10 protein-coding genes are annotated in these 18,219 nt (G+C 40.9%); 1 reads left to right on the plus strand and 9 read right to left on the minus strand.

Features of this window, described 5'->3' with window-relative positions; all coding sequences use genetic code 11:
• Positions 1-59: 59 nt before the first annotated feature.
• The 7 genes from H9L23_RS12360 to H9L23_RS12390 all read right to left on the minus strand — a co-directional run bounded on the left by H9L23_RS12360 (position 60) and on the right by H9L23_RS12390 (position 15,794).
• Positions 60-4,247 carry a hybrid sensor histidine kinase/response regulator transcription factor gene (locus tag H9L23_RS12360; protein WP_246474929.1) on the minus strand — a complete coding sequence of 1,396 codons (4,188 nt, stop codon included), beginning with the start codon at positions 4,245-4,247 and terminating at the stop codon, positions 60-62.
• Positions 4,248-4,722: 475 nt separating this feature from the next.
• On the minus strand, positions 4,723-7,485 hold the full coding sequence (locus tag H9L23_RS12365; RefSeq protein ID WP_187595244.1) for a glycoside hydrolase family 78 protein: 2,763 nt from the start codon (positions 7,483-7,485) through the stop codon (positions 4,723-4,725).
• 279 nt (positions 7,486-7,764) lie between these two features.
• Entirely contained in the window at positions 7,765-8,208 is a 444-nt protein-coding gene (locus tag H9L23_RS12370) for a hypothetical protein (RefSeq protein ID WP_187595245.1), read from the minus strand.
• Positions 8,209-8,244: 36 nt separating this feature from the next.
• Complete coding sequence (locus tag H9L23_RS12375) at positions 8,245-9,357, minus strand: DUF4998 domain-containing protein (RefSeq protein ID WP_187595246.1); 1,113 nt, start codon at positions 9,355-9,357, stop codon at positions 8,245-8,247.
• Positions 9,358-9,399: 42 nt separating this feature from the next.
• Positions 9,400-10,593 (minus strand): DUF5000 domain-containing lipoprotein, encoded by a 1,194-nt coding sequence (locus H9L23_RS12380; RefSeq protein ID WP_187595247.1) that lies wholly within the window; start codon positions 10,591-10,593, stop codon positions 9,400-9,402.
• Between the two features lie 24 nt (positions 10,594-10,617).
• Positions 10,618-12,504, minus strand: coding sequence for a RagB/SusD family nutrient uptake outer membrane protein (locus tag H9L23_RS12385; protein WP_187595248.1), 1,887 nt, complete (start codon positions 12,502-12,504; stop codon positions 10,618-10,620).
• A gap of 20 nt (positions 12,505-12,524) precedes the next feature.
• Complete coding sequence (locus H9L23_RS12390) at positions 12,525-15,794, minus strand: SusC/RagA family TonB-linked outer membrane protein (protein ID WP_187595249.1); 3,270 nt, start codon at positions 15,792-15,794, stop codon at positions 12,525-12,527.
• Between the two features lie 530 nt (positions 15,795-16,324).
• Between H9L23_RS12390 and H9L23_RS12395 the strand changes: the two genes are divergently transcribed.
• Positions 16,325-16,846, plus strand: a complete 522-nt coding sequence (locus tag H9L23_RS12395) for a CAP domain-containing protein (protein WP_187595250.1) — start codon at positions 16,325-16,327, stop codon at positions 16,844-16,846.
• A gap of 20 nt (positions 16,847-16,866) precedes the next feature.
• On the opposite strand, the gene H9L23_RS12400 is transcribed toward H9L23_RS12395, so the two are convergent.
• Both H9L23_RS12400 and H9L23_RS12405 read right to left on the minus strand, forming a co-directional pair.
• A complete protein-coding gene (locus tag H9L23_RS12400; protein ID WP_187595251.1) occupies positions 16,867-17,622 on the minus strand; it encodes a GH12 family glycosyl hydrolase domain-containing protein in 756 nt (251 codons plus the stop codon).
• A 251-nt stretch (positions 17,623-17,873) separates the two neighbouring features.
• Positions 17,874-18,218: an L-rhamnose mutarotase gene (locus H9L23_RS12405; RefSeq protein WP_187595252.1), complete on the minus strand. Its 345-nt coding sequence runs from the start codon at positions 18,216-18,218 to the stop codon at positions 17,874-17,876.
• Between the last annotated feature and the right edge of the window lies 1 nt (position 18,219).

An 18,219-nucleotide genomic window follows, 5' to 3' on the forward strand; every position in this document is an offset into this window, starting at 1 on the left:
GCAAATGTTAACCCAACATAAAACACCCTACAAAACAGCACTTTACAAGAATACAGAAATTACTTTTTGATGGATTTTTGAGCAATGTATACCGATGGCAACATGTTAAACTCCTGCTTAAAATACTTGGTGAAGTATTTTGGGTTGTTGAAACCCACCTCGTAAGCAATTTCGGAAATGGTTAACTGCGATTTTTTTAAAAGCTGGGTCGCTTTTCTGAGGCGGTAAAAACGGATATATTCTACCGGAGATTTTCCGGTTAACAGCAATACTTTTTTATAAAGGCTTACCCGGCTCATGTTCATTTCCTGGCTGAGCTGATCTACTGAATAATCGGCATTGGAAACATTGGTTTCGATCAGTGCCGAAAGTTGCCTCATAAATTTTTCATCAACAGATTCAATTTCATCTGCTTTAGGACTAATATCAACCTGCTTTTTATATTTGATTTTCGAAGACGCTAACTGCTTTAACTGGTTTTTGATTTTGAAGAGCAGGATTTCGAAGTTAAAAGGTTTCATTACATAATCGTTGGCACCGGTTTCGAGGCCAGAAAGCTGCACTTCTTCGCCTGTAAGCGCGGTGAGCAATATTACAGGGGTATCTGCCGTGCGCACATCACCTTTAATTTTTTTACATAAATCAATACCATTCATTTCGGGCATACTGATATCGCTCACCACCAGATCGGGATGAACCGACAAAACCTTTTGCCACCCTTCTTTCCCGTTCGCTGCTTCGTAAATCTGATAAAATTCGCTCAAATTATCTTTCAGGTAGAACCTGAAATCATCATTATCTTCTATCAGCAACAGCACTGGTTTTTTATCGAATCCGGAAAGGGTAACAGGATTATTTTCTTCGGTTATTTCCTTTAAAGGCGGTTTAACCGTAAAACTTAGCTTACTGTTTTCTACAATGGTTACGTCTGCCTCATCAAAAGGAATTTTAACGGTAAAGGTAGATCCCTCACCTACTTTGCTTTCGGCCCAAACCTCGCCACCATGCAAGCGTACAAACTCTTTGGTAATGGACAAACCTATTCCACTGCCCTGGTTAACAAGTGAACCTGGGATGTCGCTCTGAAAAAAACGGTCGAATATCCGGTTTAGTTTATCTGCCTCAATACCGATCCCGTTATCACTAACGCTGATTAAAAGACAGGTTTGATTAGATTCGTTTAGGGCTGAACTTAATAAAACATTAACCGCCCCACTTTCGGGTGTAAATTTAAATGCGTTAGAAAGCAGATTAAACAGTATACGCTCTATCTTATCATAATCAAAAGCGGTAATCAAACTGGTAAGCTCCGATTCGAAATGGAATTTAATATTTTTCTTTTCGGCTATATCGGTAAAGGAATAAGTTAAGTCTTTGATAAAATCGACCACATCACCGAGTTTATAATCCAGTTTTAGCTGCTGCACTTCCATTCTCCTAAAATCCAGCAACTGGTTAACCATGTTCAACAAACGCCGTCCGTTTCTATGAATCATCTGCAGCTGCTGTTTTTTCCCTTCATCGTCCGTTTGTTTGATCAGTTTCTCCATTGGAGTAATGATCAGCGATAAAGGCGTACGAAACTCGTGACTTACGTTGGTAAAAAACCTGATTTTCATCAGATCGAGGTCGTGCATGCGTTTGGCTTCGTGGCGCTCCTGCTCCAATGCAAATTCGCGTTTCAATTTTTGGATACCACGGCGCCTGATCAGGAAAAGTACAGCCCCGGCAAATGCAAAATAAAGCAGATAGGCCAATGGCGTTTTCCAAAAGGGTGGTAATATTTTGATAGAAATTCTTTTTTCGTTCGGAACCCAATCGCCTGCCGAATTGGTAGAAGAAACCCTAAACACATACGAGCCTGGATCGAGGTTGGTGTAGGTTGCCCTTCGTAAATTGCCTGAAGGTTCCTGCCAGGTTTTATCAAAACCCTCCAGCATGTACCTGTACCTGATTTTATCGGGATTAAAGTAGTTTAATGCCGTAAATTCAATCGAAATAACATTGTTTTTATGGTTTAAAGATAGGTTTGGCGTACTGTTTAAGGTTTTATCCAAAATTACCTCACCATCTACTTCTTCACCTACAGCAATACTTTTATTGGCAATCTGCAAGTCAGAAAGGGCAATTTCCGGTTTCGTATGATCGGTTCTGATGTCTTCTGGCTTAAAAAGGTTAAAGCCGTTGGCTCCTCCAAATATCAGTTCGCCACTTTTGGTCATATATGCCGAATTTACATTGAACTCCCTCCCCTGTAAACCATCCTGCTGATCGTAATTTCTAAAAGTATAAGCAAAACCTTTAGCCGTTTTTTTTACTTTGATAAACGTCAAACCCCTGGTAGTACTTACCCAGAGGTTTTTGTTTTTATCTTCAAGAATATTTAAGGTGTTGTTATCAGAAAGTCCTTTATCAACCCTGAACACCTCAAACTGATTATTTACTGGATTATAGCGGTTCAGTCCATCTCTGGTGGTTACCCAGATGAAACCATAACTATCGGCTAAAATGTCGTACACATTGCCGTTACTGAGTGAGTTTTTAAGGTGAGGATCTGCAATAAAATGTTTGAATTTACCGGTTTTTTTCTCCCAAAAATCTAAACCGGATGAGGTGCCGATATAAGCATTACCATATTTATCTTTTAATAGCGCCGTAATAAAGTTAGAGCCCACACTATTTGCAGATGAATAAGCCTTATAATGCGAAAAAATACCTTTTGATCGATCGAGTACATCAACACCTCCGCCCAGGGTAGCGATCCAGAGTTTCCGGTCGTCGCCCTCAATAATATCCCAGATCCGGTCATCACCAATGCTATTGGCATTACCAGTGCTGTGACGGTAATTTTTAAAATTCTGCCCGTCAAAACAGTCTAAGCCGCCAAAATAAGTCCCGATCCAGAGTTTTTTTTCATCATCAATAAATAAGCTGACCACAATATCGTTGCTGATGCTGTTGGGATTATTGGCCTGATGCCTGTAACTTTTAAAACTTTGTGTTTTTCTGTTATAATAAATAAGCCCTTGCCCGTTGGTGCCGATCCATATATTGCCATTTTCATCTTCCACGAAGCGGTTTACATCATCATAAGGCAAACTCCGGTTATCAGACGCCAAATGCCTGAATAGCGGGAATTTGATGATGTTTTTATGGTAATAACTGATTCCCTTTTTAAAAGTACCCACCCAGATAATGCCAACATTATCCTGATAAAGACTCACAATGCTATTCTGACTTAAGGTTTTCGGATCGTCTTCCCTGTTCTGCACATAATTTACCTTAAGCGTTTCTTTATTTAAAATATTGATGCCACCATGATCGGTACTGATCCATATTGCGCCATTTTCATCCTGAATTACCCCGGTTACCAGATTATTATTTAAGCCTCCTGCTTTTTGGCTGAGGTATTTCACTACATTAAGTTCTGGCTGATAATAAGTTAACCCTTCCTGATCATTAAAACTCCAGATAAAAACCACTCCTTTATTATCGATAAAAAAGCGCAGGGGCTTAAAATCAGCTTTATATTTCAGTTTAATTCCATAATAGCGGGCTTTGATTTTTACGGTGCTGATCGCTAAATGTTCGAATGACTTGTCTGTATGTAAAACATACATATCGCCATCTGCACCGCTTTGGATATGGGTGACTGGCGCTGAGCCCAGTGCATTTGGATTACCGTCTGCACATTTTAAATGAAGTATTGTTTTTTTAAGGGAATTGTAAATAAATACACCTTCTGCACCAGCATTGAACCAGAAATTGCCAAGTTTGTCTTTTTTAGTACCTGTTATTTTTGTAGTCGGTATGCCGAGACTTTTAAAATGAGCGTCAATATCATGAGAAAATTGCTGTTTTTCGAGATCAAAAATGTTTAAACCCGCCCGTGTATCAATCAAGAGTTTTCCGTCCGGAAGTTCGCTTATGCCATTGATAAAATCATCGCTTAGTGATTTCGGATCTCTGGCATTGTGCTTAAAAACTTTAAACTGATAACCATCGTAACGATTAAGGCCGGCCATGGTACCAAACCACATATAACCTTGCGTATCTTTGTAAATGGCGTTTACCTGATTGTTAGAAAGTCCGTTGGAAAGATCAAGTCTCGAAAATTGCAGTTGCGTTTGCTGTGCATAAGCAAAATTACAGATCAGCAATAAGATCGGGATGATTTTAAAACGCATTTTAATCGAAAAAATATTTGGTTTGGTTAATGGATCTGTAAGGTAACAATAAAACGACATAAACTCATAATTTTCGCTGATAAAGAATGGTGGTATTGTGGAACAGATTCTTAGCTGTGTTACCCATTAACAGATCCAAAAAAACTTCAGCAATCACGATTCTTCGCAGCCTATCAATTCGCTAAAATCTCGCTGTGAATCATATTGATTTTTATGAAATAAATTTCCGCCACCGTTTGGTCTATTAAATAGCTAAAAATCAATCAATTATATAATTTACATTATTTTTTCATGCAATAATTTAGCTCTAAGATTGGCTTGCCAGGTATATTAGGAGAACAAAGCTTTCATTATAAACCCGATAGCAGTGAACGCCGATTCTTCATCGGCTGGAACAAATAGCGGGACTGTTGCACGCCATGGAATACTGACATTTATTTCCAAAACCTAAGGCGCTGCAAACATCATCTATATTGATTTTTTATGATAAATTTCCACTCAGAATGACAAACTTAGGTTACTAATCTCTAACAATTTATTTACCTTTCACCGTAAATACATACTCACCAGAACCTACCTCAACCAACACCTTACCTTCTTTTAATTGTTTAGAAGCAATGTTTTTTCCATTTTGAGTAATTCGCGAGCCCGAAGTTGCAGGCAGATAAACGGTAGCGCTTGTATTGGCCGGTATCACAGTTTTTAACTCAAATGTTCCGTTAACCAATTTCCACTCGCTTTTAATGAGTCCATAAGGCGATACATACTCCGCTTTTGCAGCATTCACATCGCCCACCACTTCCGGCCGGATATCGATCTGGCGAAAACCCACTGAATGCGCAGCAGGCCGGATTCCTGCTAAACCACTGTAAAACCATTCCATTAAATGTCCGAGCATAAAATGATTGTTGGATGCATTTTCTGCTCCCTGCCATGATTCGGTAAGTGCAGTAGCCCCTTTGGCCAGCTGATAACCATAACCTGGCACATCAGAGCGGTTGTTCATATCATAAATAACATCTGAACGGCCAGCATCATCCAGTACGCGGAGCAAATAACGATAACCTATATCCCCGGCAGTTAAGGTATTGTTTCTGCCTTTAAGCTCTTTTACAATATTTTCAATCACCGCAGCTTTATTTTCAGGTTCTACCAATCCCATGTAAACCGATACTGCATTTGCGGTCTGGCTTCCGCCTGCATATTGTTTAGTTTTATCTTTAAAAAATGTAGTATTGTAGGCTTTTTTTACTTTAATAGCCAGTTCCTGATAAGCGTCGGCATCAAGGGGTTTGCCTAACAATATGGCTATTTTTGCCATCAGTGTCAGGTCGTAATAGTAAGTGGCCGTGGCAGTTACTCCATTTGGAGTAAGCTGCGATGGCCCTGGTTCTTTAGGTCCAATGTCGTACCAGTCACCCAATCCGTGAGAAAGGATGTGATTCTTTGCTTTGGTCTCCAGATAAGCTAAATACCGTTTCATCATCGGGTAAGCTTCTTCCAGTACATCCTGATCTCCATACCACTCATACATGTACCAGGGCATAATAATCGAATTACTTCCCCATTCTGGCGAATCGCGGAAAGGGCCGCCGAACCTTGCATATTCAGGTGCGGTACTGGTTACCAGGCCTTCCGGCGTTTGTGCGTTGATCATATCCTTAACCACTTTTCTGCAAAGACTTGCGATATCATAATTATAACGGATAGACGGACCTACCAGATGTGCTTCTTCTAACCAGCCCAGCTTTTCTCGGTGAGGGCAATCGGTAAATACACTTGATGTATTGCTCCGGATGGCCCAGTCGATCAGTTTGTAGGTTTTGTTAAAAAGTTCATTTGAACACGAAAAAGAACCAATAGTTGCGGCCGAATTTCGGGTATGCAAGCCAAAAACACCGGTTACCACAGGAAGGTGATCGGGGTTTGGTTGTCCTTCGGGTACTGCGCCTTCTACCTGGATATACCGGAAACCATAATACATAAACTGCGGTTGCCAGCTTTCTGTTCCAGAACCTTTAAGGGTATATTTAAAGAAAACAGGGGTTCCAATGGGCTGTGTAGTAATGGTTCCATCATTCGCCAATAGTTCTGCAGGTTTCATAATTACGGTATCTCCAGCTTTCCCTTTTACAATCAGTTTTGGAATACCCGATGCATTTTGCCCTAAATCGTATACCCAAACGCCCTTTTTAGGCTGACTGATTTTTTTTGGAGTGAAAGTATCAAATATTTTAAGTGCCGTTGCGGTTTGTGAGGTGAGTTTTTCAGGGCCATCAACCACTAGCGCATTCTTCCAGGCTGAATCATTAAAACCAGACATTTTCCAGCCAGTTTGTTCGAGCATGGCATTGTAATCTTCCCCACCATAAATACTGGAATAGGTTACCGGGCCCGTTGTAGCTTTCCATGAATCATCGCTGATGATATTCTCTGTTGAGCCATCGGTAAACTCGATTGATGTGCGTAAAATCATCTTTGGATAACCATAGGCAACAGTGAGTTTATGGTAACGCTCGTCAGGAACATAATAGAAGCCGTTTCCAAGCATCATCCCGAATACATTATTGCCTTGTTTTAAGTCTTTAGTAATATCAAAAGTGACGTAAAGTGCCTGTTTTTCGTAATCTACCCAGCCAGCATCCATAAAGTGATTTCCAACCTTTTGCCCATTTAAACTCAGCTCAAAATGCCCCAGACCAGCCACATAAACGGTAGCCCTTTTTATTGTTTTTTTAACCGTAAATTCCTTTCTCAATATCGGAAGTACCTTATTCTTAACGGGATTGTTATCACCCTGAGCGGGAAGAAAACGTTGGTTATCAGCCAGGCGTTCGTAAGCAATCCAGCTGGCTCCGTTCCAATTGCCCAACAGGCTCATTTGCCAGTTAGCTGGAACAGACCATGCAGAGACATTTTTGTGGTTATCCCACACCATCACTTTCCAATAATATACTTTGGTGGGCTGAAGTTTGGCACCATTATATCTGATCTGAATGGAAGCATCTGAAAGCACCTTTTTACTGTCCCATACGTTGCCAATATTTTTTGCAAGCGATGCTGCATTATCTGCAACTAAAATACGGTAGGCAGTTTGCAGTACATTTTGTTGCTGCGATCGTAATTGCCAGCTCAGTCTTGGATTTAGCGTTTCAATTCCGAGCGGATTTTCGCGGTACTCGCACTTTAATGCGGTTACCTTTACCTGCGCATAAAGCTGGGTAAGCATACAGGTTAATCCAAATGCGATCAGTACTTTTTTAGTGGCAGCAGCAATAAAGGTTTTGGTTTGTCTCATAGTACAAAATGCGGATAATGATTTCAAACACCTCTAAGTGAGAAGGGTTAAAGTAATTTCCATCCGGCTAAGTTTCAGTTTGGTTAGCAAACGACCATTTGGCTGATCGCTGGCGCTAAAATTAACCATTAAAAACCATCAGAAAATATATGATCTGATAATTCGAATACACAATTTGATTTTTGGTCATTCATCAAGAATGTACTCCGCGCACCACGGCAATCTTCTGCTTTCTCATCTCAACATTTAAGGGTATCTGAAAATGCTACCATAATTAAATTAAACCCCTTGAAATGCGGACAATAGAATATTCAGTTTTTGAGCCTCCTCTTCCCTAACCGGATTAGTTTCAGGCTTATTTAAATAATTATGTACCAGCCAATATTCTTCTCCGTTAGCAATTTCTTCCGCCAGAAGGATTTTTTTAATGGTTTCTGTCTGTAATATTTCAATCGCATGGAAATCTGCACCGGGCTCATCCTTTAGGAATTGTCTCATTTTCAAAGCCATAGAAAAAGGCATGTGATTGATGATCTGATAATCAATATCGCTGCTAATTGCCCTCAGCAGTTTTATGTTACACATGGCATAGGCTTCATCTATACGCTTGCTCGATTGGGCAAAAAAAGGCCGCATGGCGGGGGAAAATCCGCCATGTTCGGCCATAAATTCATTGACCAAAATACATTTACACTTTAAAGTTTCTAATTCAGAGAAGATCATCTGCAAGCTGAAAAATCAAACAACAGCATGGCCCCGCTATTTAAGGCCAAAAACATCTATTTCACCCATCACCATATATTTTTCTGCTCCTGTAAGGCCTGTAAACCTGAAATAACTGGCTTTAGGTAATCCGGTTATTCCATAAAACTGACCATTATTGGTCAACGGATCAAAGGTGTAAGGACCATAATCAACCCAGTTGACATTATCTTTACTTAAAGAAAGCTTAAATGTATTTACGCCCCTAACATCATCTTTGGCCCTGTATATGGTAAAACTGGTAATCGATTTTTCGCCTTTCATATCAATGGTTACAAAATGTGGGTAGGCTGAGGCAGCATTAACCAACGTGTGCCAACGTGTGGCCGGGTCGCCATCTATGATATTAGATACCCGATTGGCCGTACTGGCATCGTGCTGGCTGGAAAATGCCTGGATACTCCAGGTATCTTTACTAAAAAGAAACTGTTTAATTTCAGTTGAACCGGTATAAAAAGTATCAATGCTTCTTAACGTATCCGGAAGATATACGGTACTGTAACTAAAAGTTGTTCCTGGTTTAATATCCAGAATTTTTGAAGAAGCCTGAGCAGTAGAGTAGCGTTTTTTTTGCACCTGCCCTGAAACATCTGTATAGCTTACTTCGGTTGCAATTGCCCCTCCTGCCCGGTTGGCGGCGCCCCATTCGATAATAATGGCACCATTTGCATCAATTAACGACTTTGTTACCGGCCTGGTAAGGATTTGCGCCTGATACCTGCTGCCATAACTTTTTCCCAACAGTTCTAACGGAATCGAGGAATTTCCTTTATCATCATAAGTTTTAATGATAAAGGAATAAGATTTTTCCATCAGATTTTCAATAATTGTACTAATGGTATCGCCAGTTGCCGGGATAGCAACGTTTACCGAATCGGCATAATTGTTCCAAAAAACCTTTGCTTTGGTTACACTGGGGTCTGCCCCCCTAAGCCAGGCAATCTTAACCCTGTTGCGCCCGGCAAAAACCACAGGCGAGGTTGCTTTTCCGGTATAGGTAAGTCCACCGGGAACAATAAACGGTTTAAAAGTACTATCCATTTTCTTACATGCGGCCAAAGCAACAAGCAAGAAAAAAAGCACCAATCTATTATTAAATTTCTTTTTCATAATGTATTATTATTATTAATGGTTCCCAATATTGAGCAGCTATTATGGCACAATTTGTCCGAACAACCTTAATTCTGCAATAACTACCTGGCCTGTACTGCTATATGTTTCTGTGGTTTTCCAGCGGATATAACGCACGGCTGGTGGTGGTGTATCAAAGTCGAAATCCTCTCCCAAAAAGTTGGCATAATTCCTATCCTGATCGCTCATTTGCCCCAAAGGCAAGCCTGATGGTTTAAATGATCTGAAAGTTCCTAATTTTTGCCAGCTGTCCCAGCTGCCATCCGGATTTGGCGCATTAGATCCCCAGAGTTCAAAAGTTTTGAAGGCCGAACCCACGTAAATATGGGTATTAGGTGCCTGATGTGCCTTAATTCTGCTCATCAGCACTTTTTGTTTTAAATCTATCGTAAGCGACTGTGGCAGAACCGATGCATTTGGCGATGCATAACATTGATTTCCCAATGATGCCCATTTCCCATCCCAGATATATTCGACCTTAAAAGCCGGATCGGCAACACCTTTCTGATCGTTAGGCAGATCTAAATTCGTCCACAGGTTTTTAGGTATCTCGATTTCAAATTTCGGGGTGAGTTTTTTAATCAAGGTATCTGATTTGTTGTTCCAGCGGTCGCGGACAAATACACCAAACTTCCGCTCTTCGGACTTGAACCCACGTACTGAAAAATTTCCCTCAACTGCATTGGTGTATTGGGTATTAATGGTCGACCACGTATTTTTACCGGTACTATCAACCATCACCACAATTGCAAGATTAGCCTTATCGGGATTTTGAAAAACCACATTTACCCCGCTAAAGGTTTCGGTTAATTTTATGTTGGAAAAAACCGACCTTACTGGTGGTGTTTTTGGCTGTACAAATATGGAAACTGGGGCCGATTCTTTTTCATTTTTTCCGATACTGTACAATTTAACCTCGTGGCTGAGCTCATCACCAAAACCAACCAGTTCTAAGCTATTGGCATAGATAGAAGATTTTGCTTCGCGTGAAACCCCAGGCTGAATTTCATAAACAGCCTTTACATAAGATAGATTCGGATCTGAAGGAAGTGTATAAGTAACGGTTGCCCCACCGGCAGTTGGCGTTGCCTTTACTGCCGAAACCTGGGCTGGTGCTGGCGCATTAGGGTCGGTATAATCTAACCGTTCATCTTTTCCGCAGCCATAAAGACCGATGACAAAGGCCCAGATAAGTATATAATATGCTTTTTTCATATTCGTTTTTTTAGCTTTAAAAAGTTACCATCCAAGATTTTGGACAAGGTTTCTGTTGGTTACAATATAACTTTCATTAATAGGCCAGAAATAATCCTTAATGCCAAAGGTTTGATTGAAAATAACCGTAGGACGATAATATGCAGCAGATTGCTGCTGCCCTAAATCCCAACCCCTTATCGGGATATTCAACTCGTCTTCAGCAGTTTTCCACCGGCGAAGGTCCCAGAAACGCTTTGATTCAAAAGCGAGCTCAATCAGCCGTTCCTGGTGAATAATTGTCCGCAGTCCATCCTTAGACCTGAATTTATCGGGATTGGTAGAAAAATTGGTCCATGATGACTGCACGGAGTTAAGCCCTGCACGCTCCCTGACCAAATCGAGGTAAGTGTAAACATCCGCTACAGGTCCTTCTGATTCATTCAACGCCTCTGCATACATCAGGTAAAGATCTGCCAAGCGGATCATCGGCCACGGATAGGCATTAACGGTATAACTGTTTCCCGAACCAATTACGTTCTGGTAGTGGACAAGTTTTTTAATGTAATAACCTGTAACTGTCGAAAAATCGGGTTTTCCGAAACCATTCCGCTGCTTAAACTTCGCTTCCAGGTAAAACAGGTTTGAAGGGTTTGCATCATCATATCTTCCCTGTCCGTAAAAAATGCCACCATCAAAACCCAGATCGGCATAAAACCTTGGTTCACGGTTAAAATGAAGGTTGGCCGTGGTGTAATCTGCCCTTAGATAATATTTATCTTCGGGCCTTGACGTTTTAATGCCATAACGCTCTTCGTAATTCCAGCTTTTATCCTCGTTTATCGGTACACCGTTCTGGGTATAAAACATTTCGGCTATCTTTAATGGTGGAGAAAGTTCTCCATGAGCCGTAGTTCCATCAAGTAAAGCAGGGTCCCACCAGGTAGATATCAGGCTTTGTAAGCCAGAAGCATTACTTTGTGTATTGGCCCAGATAATTTCGCTGTTCCATTTCTGTGCAACACTGTTTCTGATACTCATTTGCGTTCTTAAGGCCTGCGATAAATTTGGTGTTGCTGCGTCGGGAACGAACTTAAATAGTTTTATTCCCACGCTATGGCAAATGCTTATTGCCTTTTTACAAGCCACAGCGGCCGAATCCCACTTCGTTTTCGAATAAACGGTATTGAACAGGGCTGTACCGTCGGGGTTTTTAATCCCCATCTGATCAGTATTGCCATTAAACAAAGGGCTTGCAGCTGTGATGAGCACCTGCGCTTTAAGTGAAAGAGCAATAGGTTGTGTAATCCTTCCCATATCACGGCCGGGATCGGCAATAGTGAGGGGTAATCCAGGTGTTGCCTCATTAATCAACTGTACAACATAGGCAAAACATTCATCAGCAGGGTTTCGGAGTACTTTCACCTGGTTGATGTCGGCATCGATAGGTAAATTTTCGCGTACTAATGGAATTGGTCCGTACATCCTCAAGAGGTAGAAATGATAATAGGCTTTTAAAAATTTCACCTCCGAAATCCATCGCAACTTTTCTGTCTCACTGAGATCGGGTACTTTACCAATGTTTTCGAGAAAGATATTGCAGTCCCTGATTCCACGGTACAATACCGGCCAGCGGTCTCCCAGGGGCGATACTTTGTTCTGAAGACCTTTAGCCATATCAAAATAAGCTTTTCGTCCTTCTATCTGCCACATCTCGTCTCCACCGGAAAAAGCAGGATCATCATTTAAACTACCATCGCGTGGCAGATAAGAAAAACAGGTGAACAGGTATTTTTCTGCCTGGGTTCGCATGGTAAATGCATTATCAATGGTGGCCACATTATCCGGAACCACATCTAAATACTTTTTACAGGATGCCAATATTATTATTGCAACCAGTGCTAAAGTAAGGCTGGTGATATATTTTTTCATATAGTTATAGTTAGGCCAGGTTAATTGAATGATAAGTTGAGGCCCAGGTTAAAAACCCGCTGTACAGGATAGCCGAGGCCATTACCTCCCATCTCTACGTCCCACAGTTTGAACTTGCTAAAGTTTAAAAGATTAGTTGCATTGGCATAAACCCTGAAATTAGAAGCCCTTATCCTGTTTTGTAGTTTTTTCGGAAGGGTATAGCCAAATTCGATCTGTTTTAGCCTTAAAAAGGAACCATCGCGCATAAACCAGGTACTGGTTTGTGTATTGTTTGCATTCACTGTTGAACTAAGCCTTGGCCAAAGCGCATGTACATCCCGTTTATCCTCAGACCAATAACTTTCTGAATATGCTTTTAACAATTGATTACTATACTGAATTCCTGATCCTCTCTCTGCATCATTGTAGTAAAATGGAGCAAAAGGAGATGTTGCTGCCGGGTCAACCCAAAATGATTCATTGGCAAGCCCTTGAAAAAAGGCGGAGAAATCAAAACTCTTGATGCCGAGTGAAAACCCAAATCCATAGGTTATTTCCGGCACTGAGGGGTTTCCTATGGCCACTTGATCGGCCTCGGTAATCTGTCCGTCGCGGTTTACATCTAGGTATTTGATATCACCTCCTCCATAAGGCCCAAAATTCTGTTTAGGCGAATTGGCAGCTTCCTGATCATCGATAAACAAGCGCTCGGCAATGTATCCAAATGTTTGATTAAGCGAGTAACCAATCCGGCTGCGATAGGTTTCTTTATACTGGGGTTCTTCAAAAACCTTAAATTTACTGCTTGCATAAGTAAAGTTACCCCTGGCCGAAAACCAGATCTTATTGCTGAGCGATTGTTGGTAATCCATCGAAATATCCGTTCCCCTGCCGGTGGCCTCCCCTACATTTGCCTTTACAGGTGCAGATACGCCCATGGTAACCGGTATCGCAGAACGGGTCATCAGAATATTCCTACGTACCTCATCGTAATACTCGGCCTGTACGGTTAACCGGTTAAAGAGACCGATTTCTAATGCCAGGTTTCGCTTGGTTGCCCTTTCCCAGGTAATATCCGGATTGGAGTATCGCGAAACAGTTACTCCATTTACGGTATATGGCGCAGTACCAATGCCATTGCCAAAAGAAGCAGCTTTTGAGCCATCGTTCATATTTACGTTCGAAAGGTAAAAAAAGCGGTCAGTAGGCGATCCAATAGCATCATTACCAATCAGACCATAAGTGGCCCTTAAACGCAGATTGGATACAATGGGCTTAAGATCCTTAAAAAATGCCTCGTTGGAAATCGTCCAGGCCACGCCTCCCGATGGAAAGAAACCAAAACGCTGTGATTCGGCAAATCTTTCGGATCCGTTGTACCCAAAAGTGAATTCGGCAAAATAGCGGTTATCATAAGAATAGGTTGCCCTGCCCGATACCCCAAGGTTCCTGAAAGGCAAAGACAGTTGAAGATCACCTGCATTCGCAACCAGGTTTTGTCTCATCATATACACAAAAAGCCCACTTAAACCATGTTTTTTGAACTGACGGTTATAATTCAGCATAGATTCCAGGTAAAAAGTAGATTCTACCGTTTTTGGACCTTCCTGATAACCTAAATATTCGGTAGCCGAGGTTTCGTTGATGTTATTCACCTTATAAGTATTGCTCAACTGATCATAACCACTTAAGGTATAGAGATATGGATTATAGAACCTGCTCACATCAAAAAAGGAGCTGCGGTTGGTGTTCATCATTGTTCTGAATGAAAGACCTTTTACCAGTCCCGAAAGGTCCTGTTTAAGCTCCAGCTGTGCCAGCATCAGTGATCTGGAGTAATCTTTATAACCCTTGGTCATATCGGCATAAGGATTAATGTAATTGCCAGCACCGTAGTTACCATACATAATATGCCTTACAAACTGATGCTGATCATCTTTAGGATAAAAAGCAGGAAACAGCACCGGGTTAGACCGCATTACCTTCCGGTACATTTCGGCACCACCATCTATAGGGCCGGTATAATCATCAAAATTGCCGTTTAACCTCACAATCATCTGGGTCGATTTGGTCACATCAATGGTAACATTAGAGCGGAGTGTATAACTCTTCAAATCGATATTGTTGTTAAAATTATTCCTTTGATCTACCTTAAGTATGCCATTGTCTTTATTGTAAGATCCTGAAACATAATATTGCGCTACACCACCCCCGCCACTCACGCTGAGGTTTGCCCTCTGGTTCATTGTGTAATCTTTGAAAAGCATTTCTTTCCAGTTATTGGAAGGATATACAATCGGATTTTTACCCAATATGGTATTTTCGATCTTTTCTTCAGGATAAAGAACTGTACCCAGCGGGTTTCTGGTCAGAATGGATTCGTTGGAAAGTTTCATATAGGTAATGGCATCAGCAAGTTCAACATCTGTAGTGGGTGCAGAAGCCGAATTTTCTAATCGGAAAGACAGTTTTGATTTCCCAACCACTCCTTGTTTTGTGGTGACCAGTATGACTCCGTTAGCCCCCCTGGCGCCATAAACAGCTGTTGAAGTAGCATCCTTCATAATACTAAAACTAGAAATATCATCGGGCTGGAGCCTGGCCAGATCAGTAGTGGTGAGCTCCATTCCGTCAATGAGGATGAGCGGAGAAGTTTTATAGCCGAAAGTGGTTACTCCGCGAACAAAAAAGTCGGCATTGTCCTGCCCGGGTTCGCCACTGCGCTGATACGCAATAATACCAGCCGCGCGGCCTGCCAAAGCTGTGGTAAGGTTACTCGATGGTACTTTGAGGTCTTTAGTAGAAATGGTGGTTACAGATCCCACAAGATCTGTCCGTTTTTGCGTACCGAAGCCTACAATCACCACATCATCCATCGTATTATTCGATTCTACCAGTGTTACATTGATAACGTCTTTGCCCTTAACGGCGATCTCCTGGCTTTTATAGCCTACCATTGAAAAAACAAGCACTGCATTTTCATCCGGCACATCGAGTATATATTTTCCACTCAGGTTCGTGGTTACACCTTTAGTTGTTCCCTTTATGATTACTGAAACCCCTGCCATTACATCTACAGCATCTCTTACTGTTCCCCTTATTTCCTTTTTCAATATAGCAGCTGAAAAAACAACAGATTTTGATGAATCAGGTAAAAAGCTGGAAGTATGAGGGTTATAAATAATCAGTTCTTTTGAACTAACAGTTTGAGTACCTGCAGCGATGAGCAATAGCGTGACCAGGCTCCTGGTAATTTTGAATTTATATGGGCAGCAGGAGGCACTGCCGCAAATAAATGCAGTAAACATTTTGTACATATTTGGTTAATTTGGTTTGATTAGTTATTCTGTAATACAATAATTTTCAGCGTAGTTAATGCTCACTATTGAATTACTTATGCTAGTAAAATGATCAATTTAAATTATAATGCGCTGGTGTTTCTTACAGCACGATGTGTGAATAGCTTAAATCTGCAGGTACCTGCATTTCCTAATTTGGAAGTTGAAATTGTAGTTAATTGGCAAACAGCGATTAACTGATCTAAAATCAATTATATTGCTGATCCTTTCTTTCCATGAAAGACAGGTGAGCGTAAGCCTTGTCATAAATTTAATATTTGGTTACCAGTTTGTTATCACTATAAAGCTAAGAGCGAAACCTAGTCTGTGAAATACACAATCTGATCAATCAGATACATATTTTGATTTTTCATCACTTTTAGTACCTGCATTCAACTAAAATAGGAGCTTAAAGAAATCAGAATCCAGTTCATTTAATAACTTTTATGGTTTTCTGTATGTATCTTAGTAGAGGCCTATGACTTTATTTTAATCTTATCATGCGCAATCACTATTTTTCTGTAACTCATCACAAAACTATAATCTACTTCGCCAGTACAATTATGCTGATGTTCGCCGCAACGATTTCCGCCTGTAAAAAGGAAAACAGTGAAGCATCTAAAAAAGATCTGGAGACCGAACTTTTGACCAGATTAAACCAGCTGAGAGAAAAAGGCTGCACCTGCGGAACAGACATTATGCCACCTGCACAAAAGGTAACCTGGAATACTGCACTCGAAAAAACTGCAACCTTACATGCTGAAGATATGTTGAACCGGAATTATTTTAGCCACATTACACCCGAAGGCATCCCGGCGATACAGCGTTCCAGACAACAGGGATATGCCGGAACTGAGGTTGGAGAGGTTATAGCAAAAAATTACACCAGTGCTGATGAGGTAATAGCGGGATGGTTAGCCAGCGAAAGCCACTGCAAAGCGATGATGGATACCACATATAATGAAGTAGGTGCCGGCAAAGCAGGCACCTACTGGGTAATGGATTTAGGTAGAAAAAATTAGTGTGCCTGTTTTAAAATTGGTTAATTAAAAGATACGGTATAATTATTTACCTGGTGGTTTCTTCCACCAACGGTGCTGGTTACTTCAAAACCGAATTGTACACGGTCTATTGTCTCATTACCGATCCAGGTCAGGTCGTTTTTAAGGTAATTCATGATATCTTTGATATTCACATCTCCAGAAGTTGAATTACTGGTGCGTAAAAAAGAAAAAACCTGTTTACCACTCGAACTTACAGGACCTTTATATACATTCCAGGTATGCCCGCCAACGGTTTTATTAGAAACATTTACCTGGGCCACACCGCCCGGATATGAACTGGCTATAGGACCAACGTTGCCTCTATAATTCATCCAAAGCATAATTTCGTATTTATCATTGCTTGTCCATACATCATAGTCAGCACCCCACGATCCGTCGGCAGGTACCGTAACATCATAATGAGAGGTTAAACTGTTCAAACTGCTCAATAAACGTTGTACTTTACGTTCAGAATTGGGATAAGATTTTATGCCTGAGGTATTTGGATGGTTAGACCAAATACCCCAGTTATTACCGTTATTGGCCCAAATACTCTGGTAACCAGGATTAGCACCCCACACATTATTAAATACGGTGTAAGGTGCATAAGCCTTGCTGGTGTAGTTGGATGTGCTGTTATCCGAGGTCCAATCGGCTTTTACCTGTCCGGGTTCAGTTGTTGCAACAGGCTGGTCTTTTTTGCAGGCAGTAAACAAAAGCATGGATACTGCAACACTTGTTAAAATTTTTCTCATAAAATGGGTTAGAATTTGGCTAGTAATTTTTTCTATCCAAATGTATTTACAAAACGACAGCAGCGTAGGTATGTTTTGTTTCCATTTAGGGGTTTAATTGTTAAGTTAACGCCATTAATTCTAATCTATAGTGGATAAATTGTTGTTTCGATCTGCATTACGGATCTCGTTCCATATTCCCGGTTCAACAAAAATAAACGGACGTAGATCAGTAGCTATCTTTTATAAATCAGCATGCTCATTACCTGTTATCATATTTCCCGATTGTTTAGCTTAAATATATTTTTCATCAGCACCCACTTTTCTCCAGGCCTTGCCAAAGGCAGCGCCTGCTGATATTTCCACATCAGCTCTTCCCACTCCTTAACTTTAGGATTGGCGGCATCCATATCAGCCTTTTTTTCAAAACTAAAATCATTTTGCGTTTCCATGATCATGAACAAACGATTAGAAAAGCGGTAAATTTCCATATCCAGAATACCTGCTTCGGTAATACTTAGCTTAATTTCGGGCCAGCCATTTTGATGGTAGGCTTCATATTCTGCTATCAGATTTGGATCATCTACCAAATCCAGTGCAAGGCAATATCTTTTCATT

Source organism: Pedobacter roseus, assembly GCF_014395225.1.
GTDB lineage: Bacteria > Bacteroidota > Bacteroidia > Sphingobacteriales > Sphingobacteriaceae > Pedobacter > Pedobacter roseus.

Excerpts from the sequence above, each read along its gene's own strand:
- H9L23_RS12360 (WP_246474929.1), bottom strand. The coding sequence starts at position 4,247 with ATGTCGTTTTATTGTTACCTTACAGATCCATTAACCAAACCAAATATT.
- H9L23_RS12385 (WP_187595248.1), bottom strand. The coding sequence starts at position 12,504 with ATGAAAAAATATATCACCAGCCTTACTTTAGCACTGGTTGCAATAATA.
- H9L23_RS12380 (WP_187595247.1), bottom strand. The coding sequence starts at position 10,593 with ATGAAAAAAGCATATTATATACTTATCTGGGCCTTTGTCATCGGTCTT.
- H9L23_RS12405 (WP_187595252.1), bottom strand. The coding sequence starts at position 18,218 with ATGAAAAGATATTGCCTTGCACTGGATTTGGTAGATGATCCAAATCTG.
- H9L23_RS12370 (WP_187595245.1), bottom strand. The coding sequence starts at position 8,208 with ATGATCTTCTCTGAATTAGAAACTTTAAAGTGTAAATGTATTTTGGTC.
- H9L23_RS12395 (WP_187595250.1), top strand. The coding sequence starts at position 16,325 with ATGCGCAATCACTATTTTTCTGTAACTCATCACAAAACTATAATCTAC.
- H9L23_RS12400 (WP_187595251.1), bottom strand. The coding sequence starts at position 17,622 with ATGAGAAAAATTTTAACAAGTGTTGCAGTATCCATGCTTTTGTTTACT.
- H9L23_RS12365 (WP_187595244.1), bottom strand. The coding sequence starts at position 7,485 with ATGAGACAAACCAAAACCTTTATTGCTGCTGCCACTAAAAAAGTACTG.
- H9L23_RS12375 (WP_187595246.1), bottom strand. The coding sequence starts at position 9,357 with ATGAAAAAGAAATTTAATAATAGATTGGTGCTTTTTTTCTTGCTTGTT.
- H9L23_RS12390 (WP_187595249.1), bottom strand. The coding sequence starts at position 15,794 with ATGTTTACTGCATTTATTTGCGGCAGTGCCTCCTGCTGCCCATATAAA.